The sequence below is a fragment of the Corynebacterium sp. c24Ua_83 genome (assembly GCF_039907245.1).
GTDB lineage: Bacteria > Actinomycetota > Actinomycetes > Mycobacteriales > Mycobacteriaceae > Corynebacterium.
In genome coordinates, this window is record NZ_JASBOI010000029.1 from 1 (window position 1) to 9,291 (window position 9,291).

Consider the following 9,291-nt stretch of genomic DNA (forward strand, 5'->3'; position numbering starts at 1 on the left):
TTGGGCATGGAAAGCGGCGTAGACAGCCTTTTCTGCTTCACTCAAACCAAGCTCCTCTGGAGGTTCCAGCATTTCCTTTGCCAGTTTCTCCACTTGCTTGATGGAGAGATAACTGCGGCGGCGGGTGGTGGTCTTAGGTAATTGAACGCTAACCACAGGGTTTACAGCGATCATTTCAGCATCTACTGCGTACCCGAGCGTTCCTCGGAGAACACCCACCGCTCGTTGGATCGTTCTGTTGCCTACCTTGTCGCTAGACATGGCAGCGATCCATTTAGACACATCTGATTTGCGGATGTCAGAGATTTTCCATTCAGCCCAATGCGGCTCAACGTGGACTCGCCAAAGACTCAATCGGTCATCGCGAGTCTTTTGCTTGTTGTTTACTGCGGTGGGCTCCCACTCATTGAAGACATCCCTGACCAAGCGTTGGCCAGATGCCTTATCGCGGTATTCTCCACGATTCACTTGGGCGGTAATAGAGTCTGCGAAGTTCCTAGCATCTAACTTGCGAGCAAAGGACCTGCTAACCTGTTTGCCGTTCGCTTCGTTCCACCGGACTGACCATCTCTTTCCTAGTCCGTGTCGCTTAGTTTTTCCACCGTGTCTGGTAAACCAAAGATCTTGGATTATTGGGTTACCCGTAGTTCGAGTGAAAGTTGGCATAGTTCGTTCTTCTCGCCGCTTAGCTTTCGTACTCAGCGACGGTGTCGAGTTGACGCTTCAGTTCGTATGCGGTCGGCTGAAACTTTTCAATTTTCTCTGCTGCGCACACAAACTGTTCTGAGCATCGGTCAAACATAGCCATTTGAGTGGGGTCCCAGTCGGGGTCCTTAGGTTGGTTGACGAAGGTATCTATTCCCTTGGTTACACGACGGCTCAAGTCTGCAAATCGGTCTAATAGAAGGCAGAGCTCCCCAACATTCAAACCTACGGTATAGGCCTTAGCCTGCAAGGGAGCGTCATTATCGAATTCGGCAATTTGGTCTAGTGAGAGTCCGTAAGTACGTGCCAGCGCACGCGCTTCTGAGAAGGAGAGAGTCCTCGTCCCGCTTTCTATCTTAGAGAGGGTGGTAGGGCCAAAAGAGTTGCCCAACCATTCTGATACTCGATCTGCAGCGGATAACTGTGTGTACCCCGCCTTCAGTCGGGCTTCGTATAAGTACTGACCTAGTGCTCTCTTTGAGGTGTTAATTCCAGTGTTGTCCACTGTTTCTCCCACGCCTTTCTGAACTCGATGGAAGTTATCTTCTTCATTGCTATTAACGCAATATGCTTGCGACCACAGCATACTAACGCTAATGTCGGACTTGCCATGATCGAAAGTCTATGCGAAAGGAGCATATCATGGTAATTCTCACGACCGAGCAAGTGGCTACTCGCACAGGAATCTGCGAGGCAACACTGAAGTATTGGCGCGAAGCTGGAGAAGGTCCAAGGTCTTGGAAGATTGGGCGACGCACAGTCTATGACGAAGCAGATGTCCTAGCTTGGCTTGAAGCTCAGAAGGAACAGACAAGCAGAGGGGGAATGGCGTGAAGCTGCTGTAGGGACTCGTCTTCGTAGAAAGGACCGTAATTGAACTCAAAAAATGAAAAGACCCCACGATTCGATGCCGCGAATCATGAGGTCGATAGGAATGCAATGCAACATTCGGACTCCAGAATACAGTCAGATCGGCCTGACAAGCTAGATGCTCGAAGGATTCAAATGCTTCCAGCCTCGAAGGTCAAGATGGAAAAGATCAATTGGCTAGTGGATCAGTGGATTCCAGCGAGCTCATTGACTCTTCTAGCTGGTCGAGAGGGTATCGGTAAATCGACAATCGCCTGTTACTGGGCAGCGGCCGCAACAAGAGGTGATCTAACTGGAACCCCGATCAACGTCGCATACGTCGCTTCAGAGGACAACATCGCTACAACGGTAGTCCCGAGGCTCAAGGCGGCAGGAGCAGAACTTGAAAGAGTCCTCTTCCCAGAGGTGGAAATCACCTCGCCGGGTGATCCTGGCACAACAACCTCGGTGGCTCTTTCACTTCCAGGTGACTCGATGCAGCTTGCCAAGAGAATCAAGGAGGATTGTGTTGGTTTGCTGATCCTTGATGCGGCAAAATCCGTCATGTCAGAACGGCTCGACGGCAACAAAGACACGGATATTCGCCAGTTTCTAGAACCTCTTTCAAAAATGGCCCAAGAAGCTAACTGTGTTGTCCTGGGGTTGGTTCATTTCGGCAAGAAAGATGGAGCCGATACCGGAAAGTTGATCCTGGGATCGGCTGCGTGGTCACAGGTCGCCCGGTCGGTGCTAGCTGTGCGGCAAGACCCGGACTCGGGGACACTCTTTGTCTCCAATGCCAAGGGGAATCTCTCACGAAAGACTGTTTCAAGAATGGCTACTGTGGAATCGGCCGAGGTCGGCCTTCCCGATGGTTCCGTTGAACATGTTGGGGTGCTTAATTGGGGCAACTACTCAGATCACGATGGATCTCATTTGGCGAGTCTTCTAGATACCGATGGCGATCCAAATATGAGCGACGCTGAAATCTGGCTGTGGGATCTGCTTGAGATGAAGGGGAGTATGAAGAAGCGAGATGTCCTCACGCAGGCACACAAGGACAATATTGCTGCCCCCCGAACCATACAAAGAGCATTCGCAAAGATAGGCGGAGTAAGCGAATACAGTGGCTTCCCACGGATGGCTACTTGGAGTCTTCCGTCTAGCACCTCTCAGAATGGTTCATCAGACTAGGAAAACTCAGTTGAGCCAGTGTTGGCCAAGCTGGCGGTTTGGCTAACACGGTGGCGTAACTGTGGGACCTTGGATGACCTGCTAGTTTGTTGCAGGTGGTTCAACCTTGGACATCAGTTGAGCCACGCGCACGCACATGGCTCAACTGGCATCGATACAGCCCACCCCAGCTCGCTACGCCACGCGCACGTATCGACAACAATGCATCCACTCGGATACTTGCCCGTTTCACTATCGCTACGGGCAGTCGCCCTTCAAATTCACCCACACCTTTTGCACATCATGTGCTTCGGGTTGCGTTGTGACGAAATAGGTTACTGTGGATGCATGGAGACACCCCCAGAAACCACGCCCTTACGCTGCGTTGAATGCGGTATGCGACTGTTCTACGCAGGGGTGGGGCGTAAGCCTCGCTACTGTAGCCAAACCTGTCGCAGCCGCGCCTGGGAAAAACGTCGCGCAGCCCGTGACGGATTGATCGCCCAGGAGGTCGTGGAACGTCCCGTAGAGGTCTACAAACCCATCGATGCCGAGCAGGTCACCCAGTGGCTAAGTGGACACCCACGGCGGCTATCCGCGGTGTTGAAAATGATGGAGTGGACAGACGAACATCTTGCGGCATTCCGCACCGGATTAGAGCACAGTGCCGAGGAGTTAAGCCTGATTCCTATAGAGGAAAAAGAACGACTCGAGTCCGCCTTACGGGAGACGTTTCGCCTCAGGGATGCTCTTGCTTATCAGCAACACCGGCTACGCGAACAGAAGAAGGAAAACGCCGCACTTCGGCGAGAACTCGAACGGTCCAATAGTCGCGAACGACCCGATAGTCGCAAACGCCCCAATAACGCAGAAGCCCCCACACCTGTTGCAGAACAACGCCCCGCCGCCAAGGCCGCGCCACTGCCTACGTTTAGCGGGGAGACTAAGACCACCAAAGTGGCCGGCCAACTAGTCACTGTTCCGGCCCATTGGAACCGTAAAAAGATTCGTCAATGGATGCGGGACAACGGACGGTAGAGCCTGTAAAAACCAACCTGTTTTGTCACAACGTAACCCGACGCACATGATGTGCAAACGGTGTGGGTGGATTTGAAGGGCGACTGCCCGTAGCGATAGTGAAACGGGCAAGTAGCCAGGTGGATGCATTGTTGTCGATCCGGTCGCGATGGGACTGGAATCTAGAGCTTGTCGAACAGGTGTGGGTAGCGCTTCTTCATGGCTGCGCTTAGGGAGGGGTCAGTCAGTAGACAGGTCAGTTGGGTGAGGATGTCCTCCGGGTGAGCGCTGAGCGCATGGGTGAGGGCATCACCGATACTGTCGTCGAAGTTCTTCTTGAGATTGGTGATTGCGGCAACCATTTCACGACCGGCCGGCGTGAGAGCGTGGAGGGTTGCTCGTTTATCTGTGGTGGACTGGGAGGTCATTGTCAGCCCTTTGGATGCGAGAGTGGTGAGCAGGCGACTGGGGCTGCCGGATTCGCAGACGAGGTAATCGCCGACTTCTCGAGTGCTCATCGGGCCGTAGGTGCCGATGACTTCGATGGCTTCGGCTTGGGAATTGGTCAGGTCCAGCTGTGCAAAGAGGTTGTTGAGTTGTCGGTTTCCTTGCCGTTGGAGGGCGAGGATCAGGTAGCGGAACTCTTCAGGGTGGTCGGCAATGGTCTTGTTCATGAGGAGATGTCGTGTGGGGAGGAGTTGTTGAGGGTCTGGGCGAGGCGGGTCAGGCGTTTGTGGGGGACGAGCGAGGCTTCGTGGTCACCGATGATGGCGGTGAGGACACCGTGCTGGTTGATGGTGTGGGCGACCGTCGTGCCGCGAGGATCTGGGGTGAGGGTGAAGGTGGATTCTTCGGTGAGGCCCGGGATCTCAATATGAAACGTGATGACGTCAGGGGAGGGTTGCGTGTAGGTTAACTTTCCTTTCATGAGGCTACGGATGGTTACGGAATGCGCACCGTCGGAATCTTCTGGCCCGATATTGCTGAAGGCAGGGTTCCATGTGGAGAGATTGCTGATGTCGAGCAGGATTTTTCTAATCATAGACGGATCATGCTCAAGAGTAATAACTGCGGAGTTCTGAGTATTTAATGACATGGCATGAATAATAGGTGATCACCCAGTAAAAAGGGAATTGGTGCTAATCAAGCTGGAATTATGTAACAATCTACCCCCAATATTGGGTACTTTACCGTTCGTGTGGAGCGCTTTTCCGGCCTGAATTATAAATACCAATGACGCAACAATGATGTTGTGTCACGGGTATTTCTTGAAAGGATCTAACCATGACCCGCATGCTGACCGACATTCCACAGACCAACGACACCAAGACCACCGCTCGCCTCCGTGCAGAAACCCACCTGGCTCCCATTGAAGACATCGTCGCGGATATTGCCGCCGGCAAGATGGTCGTTCTCGTCGACGATGAAGATCGAGAAAACGAAGGCGACCTCATCATGGCCGCCGAAGCGATCACTCCCGAGACTGTCAACTTCATGATCACCCAAGGCAAGGGATTGCTGTGCGTTCCCATGACCGCTGAGCACGCCCGCACCCTCAACCTCGCTCCCATGGTCGAACGCAACGAAGACGACTTCGGCACCTCCTTTACCGTCTCTTGCGATGCCATCGCCGACTTCGGTATCACCACCGGCATTTCCGCCTCCGACCGCGCCGCAACGATCAACCTGTTGGCCTCCGGGGGAGTAGCCAGCAACTTCCACCGCCCCGGCCACGTCTTCCCACTCATGGCACGCGAGGGCGGCGTGCTCACCCGCATCGGCCACACCGAAGCAGGCAGTGACCTCGCCGCCATGGCTGGATTCGCGCCTGTGGGAGCCATCGTCGAAATCATCGGCGACGACGGCGAAATGCTGCGCCTCCCACAGCTCGTGGAATGGTGCGCCGAACGCGGCATCGCACTATCCACCATCGAACGCTTGCGCACCTACCGCCAAGAACAGGTCGCCGCCGGTGTCGCGATCACCCAACGTCCCGACGGCTCCCCACTGGCCACCCCCCTGACGAGCGTGAAGTAAGTGCCACCATGGTCAACTACAACACCACCCGCATCGGGCAATCCACCCGCAAAATATCGACCCCTCGCATCCACGACCTCGTCCTCCGACACGTCGGTTATGTCGAAGGATTAGAGAATATCCCGCGCACAGGACCGGTCATTCTCGTCGCCAACCACTCGTCCTACATGGACCACTTCGTGATGAAAACCCTCGCCGAGTCTGTTCGCCCCGGCCGCGTCTGGTTCCCGACAAAGGCGGAAGCCTTCGACACCTTCTTGTCGCGCGTCTGGCACGAATCCATGGACTGCTACCCCGTGGACCGCAACGCGCCCAGCGAAGAAATCTTCCAACGTGCCCGCGACGTCCTGGATCGTGACGACACACTCGTTCTCTACCCCGAAGGCACCCGCAACACGGGAGATGGGCTCCTCCCGTTTAAGTCCGGAGCGTTCCGGATGGCATTGGCCAACAAGACGCCCGTCATTCCCGTCGGGATGACCGGCCTGGCCGAGGTGCTTCCGAAGGGTGCGTCCATTCCCCGCCGTCGGTTGCTCTCTGTCGCGATTGGTCAACCGTTAACGGTTCCGACCAGTGGTGATGAACGTGCCCGAGCGCGCGCCATGCGCGATGACGCTTTCGACAAGATCTCTGGTCTGAAGTACCGCTCCAGTCACGTCACCGCGAAAGATTCCGGCCAAGCACTCGACGGGATGGTTACGCTCTCCCAGACCATGGTGGCTGAGAACCTCACGGTGGACGGAAACCTGCCCGCCGAGGTCGTCTCCCGGATTCAGCTTCTGCTGAGAATTGCAGATAAAACGTCTCGACGGCGCTTGGACTTGCAGGTACAGAAAACACGCATCGACGGCTTCCGCGCCTTAAACTCACTGACTCCCGTGGGCACGATGGTGCGTGCCGCTGCCGTGAATCAAAAAGCCGATCGACTTTCCGACCTGCATTCGTCCTACGACTTCGCGGCCTACCTCGCTGGCCGTAGCTCTCTCGTCCTGCCGCCATGGATGGGAGGCGGCACAGGCAAAGCGAGCACACACTTCAAGCGTGCCGTCGCCCGCGAAGGGCAGATGACATCACAGGCCTATGTGGGGCTTGCGGAGTCTCTGGCTGCCGCCGGTGACACCTCCGGCGCCGTCGACGCCTACGAACACGCACTACACAACATTGATGCTGCTGATCCCCGAGGAGTCGCGCGCAAAGAGAAGATCTCTGGTGCCTTAGCCCAGCTCACCGGCGCAGCACACGGGAGGCCATAACTCATGATTCTTACATTTGTTCAGCGTCACGCCAAGCTCGTGATTCTCTTGTGGGCAGTAGTGTTCGTCCTCAGCGCGGTCGGCGCATGGCATCTTAACGACGCCGTCAAAGCCGGCGGCTTCAATGACCAACACGGTCAATCGTTCGCCGGCCAAGACGTCAACCGCGAGGCCTTCGGCGATGCCGACAATGAACTCTCCGTCGTGCTCACCTCCGACGAGACCGTTGATTCTTCAACACTGGATGCCGTGGAAACTGCCATCCACGAGCTGCCACACGTTGAGTATGTGACGGATGGACGACAAGTCGCGCAGCTCGGCTCTGACTCCGGGCAGACGCAGATTGTCCAAGTCGGCTTCGACGCCGACAACACGACGACACAGAACATGGTGCCCACACTCCGCGACAAAGTCGCCGAGGCTGTCGACGGCACCGCGGTAGACAATCACGTTACGGGCGCTGCGGCACTGGACTATGACCTGAATATTCAGTCCCAGCAAGATGCCCTGCACGCGGAAATGATCGCTTTCCCGCTGCTCATCCTCGTGCTGCTGTTCATCTACCGCGCCGTCGGTCCGACCGTGGTCACGCTGATCACGGCAGGCATCTGCCTGGCGGGAACACAAGGTGCCGGGACGGTCTTGGCTCAGTTCATGGATGTGTCGAACATGTACGTCACGGGTGCATCATTGATCGGCTTGGCCGTGAGCGTGGACTATTGTCTCTTCCTCATTGCTCGTTACAAAGAGAACATCCACGCTGGGGTGGACAAACCGGAGGCATTGCGCCTGGCGACGCATACCGCGGGGCATGCCATCCGCTTTGGCGGCCTGAGCGTCATCGCCGCCTTGTGCGCCCTGTTTATCGCTCGGAATATGGTCTTTTCTTCTATTGCGTTGGCAGGGATCATTGTGACGACGATTGCGCTGCTTGCTCTCTCCACCCTGGTGCCGGCCATCATCACCGTGCTCGGCGACCGACTCTTCTTCGGCAAACTGCCGGGCTTCCACGACGCGCTGGTTATCGAGGAGGAAAAAGATTCACCGATGCTCCGCGCCGCACTGACCAAACCAGCCATCGTGGCTCTCGCGGTCGTCGTGCCACTGCTCGTATGTGCCGCACCGTTGGCGGGAATCAAGCTGCAGGTCCCAGTCGCCAGCGCGTCGATCCTCCCAGAGGGCAAGGATTCCCGCGAGGGCATCGAAGCGATCCAGTCCGAACTCGATGCCCGCGCCTTGTTCCCCACGAGCGTGACCTTCGAAGGGGCACCGGGCGAATCAGCTGAAGACGTGCAGGCGAAAGCCACAGCATTTGCCGACCAACTTGGTGGCGTCAGCAACGTCGATCAGGTGCTTGTCCCGGGGACGCCAGAGAAAAAGTTCTCCCCCTACCCACTATCGGGATCGCAACAGTCAGTGAATTACTCTCGCGTGCTCGTCACCTCGACGGGACTGCCGGATTCTGATGACGCCCACGAGATGATCCGAGATATTAAAGATCTCACAGGCGACCAGGCTGATGTCTACGTCTCGGGAGCCACCGCCCAGGGGGATGATTTCGACCGTTTGGTCGAAAGCTCCATTCCCTGGATCATCGCAGCCGTGGTGCTCATCTCGTTGGCTCTGCTGGGCTGGGCATTCCGCTCGTGGCGCCTGCCCGTCCTCGCGGTTGCCCTCAACGGACTGGTGGTCTCTGCGGCGATGGGGCTGTTGTCCTTTATATGGAAAGCCGTGACGGGTGATTCCATCAACTCGGTCACCCCGATCGTTATCTTCGCCATCGTCTTTGGCCTATCGATGGACTACATGGTGCTTATGGCGTCCCGTATGAAAGAAGAGTTTGTTAAGACCGCGCGTCATAGACATGCCATTTCTCTCGGAATCGCGAAGACATCGCGGTTGGTAATCTTCGCGGCGATCATCATGATCGGAGTATTTCTTTCGTTCATGGTTGCGGAGATCAGCATCGTGCGTGAAATTGGTTTGGGTCTCGCCATGGCTGTGGCAATGGACGCGTTGATTGTCCGCCCACTCCTGTTGCCCTCGGTTCTCACACTCATCGGCCCCAGTGTGTGGGGTGGATCACCTAGTATTACGGCAGATTTGGGAGGAGGTGCGGACGATGACATCCGATGCCCAGAGTCAATCCCCATGGCTATTTGATAACGCTGACATTGTGAACATCTACCCAGTGCAACTGATGCATTCCTCGGACAACGACTAGACGTGCGTAGGTATGCGATGCGTTGAGGAAGTT

The 9,291-nt window shown here is 56.0% G+C and carries 9 protein-coding genes and 1 pseudogene; 6 read left to right on the top strand and 4 right to left on the bottom strand.

Annotation, left to right across the window (positions count from 1 at the left end):
* Both QKE30_RS10390 and QKE30_RS10395 read right to left on the bottom strand, forming a co-directional pair.
* A pseudogene (locus QKE30_RS10390) lies at nucleotides 1–468 on the bottom strand (hypothetical protein); the annotation flags it as partial.
* A 217-nt stretch (nucleotides 469–685) separates the two neighbouring features.
* A complete protein-coding gene (locus tag QKE30_RS10395; RefSeq protein WP_239200945.1) occupies nucleotides 686–1,291 on the bottom strand; it encodes a helix-turn-helix transcriptional regulator in 606 nt (201 codons plus the stop codon).
* A gap of 56 nt (nucleotides 1,292–1,347) precedes the next feature.
* On the opposite strand from QKE30_RS10395, the gene QKE30_RS10400 reads away from it, so the two are divergent.
* From QKE30_RS10400 to QKE30_RS10410, 3 genes are all read left to right on the top strand, one after another.
* Nucleotides 1,348–1,539, top strand: coding sequence for a helix-turn-helix domain-containing protein (locus QKE30_RS10400; RefSeq protein ID WP_239200946.1), 192 nt, complete (start codon nucleotides 1,348–1,350; stop codon nucleotides 1,537–1,539).
* 195 nt (nucleotides 1,540–1,734) lie between these two features.
* Nucleotides 1,735–2,748, top strand: a complete 1,014-nt coding sequence (locus QKE30_RS10405) for an AAA family ATPase (protein WP_239200947.1) — start codon at nucleotides 1,735–1,737, stop codon at nucleotides 2,746–2,748.
* 492 nt (nucleotides 2,749–3,240) lie between these two features.
* Nucleotides 3,241–3,765, top strand: a complete 525-nt coding sequence (locus QKE30_RS10410) for a hypothetical protein (protein WP_239200948.1) — start codon at nucleotides 3,241–3,243, stop codon at nucleotides 3,763–3,765.
* A gap of 161 nt (nucleotides 3,766–3,926) precedes the next feature.
* On the opposite strand, the gene QKE30_RS10415 is transcribed toward QKE30_RS10410, so the two are convergent.
* Together QKE30_RS10415 and QKE30_RS10420 are read right to left on the bottom strand one after the other, a co-directional pair.
* Nucleotides 3,927–4,418, bottom strand: coding sequence for a MarR family transcriptional regulator (locus QKE30_RS10415; RefSeq protein ID WP_110099798.1), 492 nt, complete (start codon nucleotides 4,416–4,418; stop codon nucleotides 3,927–3,929).
* Nucleotides 4,415–4,840 (bottom strand): SRPBCC family protein, encoded by a 426-nt coding sequence (locus tag QKE30_RS10420; protein WP_239200949.1) that lies wholly within the window; start codon nucleotides 4,838–4,840, stop codon nucleotides 4,415–4,417. Before QKE30_RS10420 ends, QKE30_RS10415 begins: the two co-directional genes overlap by 4 nt.
* Nucleotides 4,841–5,028: 188 nt before the next feature.
* On the opposite strand from QKE30_RS10420, the gene ribB reads away from it, so the two are divergent.
* The 3 genes from ribB to QKE30_RS10435 are packed head-to-tail and all read left to right on the top strand — an operon-like array spanning nucleotide 5,029 to nucleotide 9,197.
* Nucleotides 5,029–5,781 carry a 3,4-dihydroxy-2-butanone-4-phosphate synthase gene (gene ribB, locus QKE30_RS10425; protein WP_239200951.1) on the top strand — a complete coding sequence of 251 codons (753 nt, stop codon included), beginning with the start codon at nucleotides 5,029–5,031 and terminating at the stop codon, nucleotides 5,779–5,781.
* 8 nt (nucleotides 5,782–5,789) lie between these two features.
* Complete coding sequence (locus tag QKE30_RS10430) at nucleotides 5,790–7,034, top strand: 1-acyl-sn-glycerol-3-phosphate acyltransferase (RefSeq protein ID WP_297667735.1); 1,245 nt, start codon at nucleotides 5,790–5,792, stop codon at nucleotides 7,032–7,034.
* A 3-nt stretch (nucleotides 7,035–7,037) separates the two neighbouring features.
* The gene (locus QKE30_RS10435) at nucleotides 7,038–9,197 is read left to right on the top strand and encodes an MMPL family transporter (RefSeq protein ID WP_239200961.1); all 2,160 of its coding nucleotides are present in this window, start codon (nucleotides 7,038–7,040) and stop codon (nucleotides 9,195–9,197) included.
* The last annotated feature ends 94 nt before the right edge of the window (nucleotides 9,198–9,291 follow it).

What these genes read in the sequence shown, in the direction of transcription:
- QKE30_RS10395 (WP_239200945.1), bottom strand. Translation starts at nt 1,291, where the DNA reads ATGCTGTGGTCGCAAGCATATTGCGTTAATAGCAATGAAGAAGATAAC.
- QKE30_RS10400 (WP_239200946.1), top strand. Translation starts at nt 1,348, where the DNA reads ATGGTAATTCTCACGACCGAGCAAGTGGCTACTCGCACAGGAATCTGC.
- QKE30_RS10405 (WP_239200947.1), top strand. Translation starts at nt 1,735, where the DNA reads ATGGAAAAGATCAATTGGCTAGTGGATCAGTGGATTCCAGCGAGCTCA.
- QKE30_RS10415 (WP_110099798.1), bottom strand. Translation starts at nt 4,418, where the DNA reads ATGAACAAGACCATTGCCGACCACCCTGAAGAGTTCCGCTACCTGATC.
- QKE30_RS10420 (WP_239200949.1), bottom strand. Translation starts at nt 4,840, where the DNA reads ATGTCATTAAATACTCAGAACTCCGCAGTTATTACTCTTGAGCATGAT.
- ribB (WP_239200951.1), top strand. Translation starts at nt 5,029, where the DNA reads ATGACCCGCATGCTGACCGACATTCCACAGACCAACGACACCAAGACC.
- QKE30_RS10430 (WP_297667735.1), top strand. Translation starts at nt 5,790, where the DNA reads ATGGTCAACTACAACACCACCCGCATCGGGCAATCCACCCGCAAAATA.
- QKE30_RS10435 (WP_239200961.1), top strand. Translation starts at nt 7,038, where the DNA reads ATGATTCTTACATTTGTTCAGCGTCACGCCAAGCTCGTGATTCTCTTG.